This window comes from Alistipes putredinis DSM 17216 (assembly GCF_000154465.1).
GTDB classification, from domain to species: Bacteria; Bacteroidota; Bacteroidia; order Bacteroidales; family Rikenellaceae; genus Alistipes; species Alistipes putredinis.
On record NZ_DS499571.1, the window covers coordinates 589 to 1039 of the forward strand.

Annotated in this window: 1 protein-coding gene; it reads left to right on the forward strand. The window is 44.8% G+C overall.

Going from position 1 to position 451, the window contains the following annotated elements:
- Nucleotides 1–451: DUF2625 family protein (locus tag ALIPUT_RS00020; RefSeq protein ID WP_004327462.1), on the forward strand; the 451-nt coding region annotated here is incomplete at both ends.

A 451-nucleotide genomic window follows, 5' to 3' on the forward strand; every position in this document is an offset into this window, starting at 1 on the left:
ATGAAATGTTTCAGAGAATACTTGATGAAATAAAAAGTTCGTCAAAAACGATAAATGTGCTGCCTCTGGATGAAGCAGCAAGGCAGGCAATGAAAGAGAAGTACCGGATCAAGAGCGGTAGCCTGATGGCTGCAATCCTTGAAAACACAGGTGGTATAGTCATTGACAACTGGATAAGGCTGTACGGTTCGGGAGAACTAAACTTTGTCACTAGAAACAGTCTGTTCCCGTTCAACGAGATAGTGATCGGCGAAGACATACTGGGAGGATTGTTCATCTGTCTTGACGACGGCAATATCGGCTATTTTGCCCCCGACTGTCTGGAGATGGAAGATATGGAGATAAAATTTGGACAATTCGTCTATTGGTGTCTGCATGGCGATACGGATAAGTTCTATACCGATTACAGATGGGACGGCTGGCAGAACGATGCTTCGAAACTGAAGAGCAC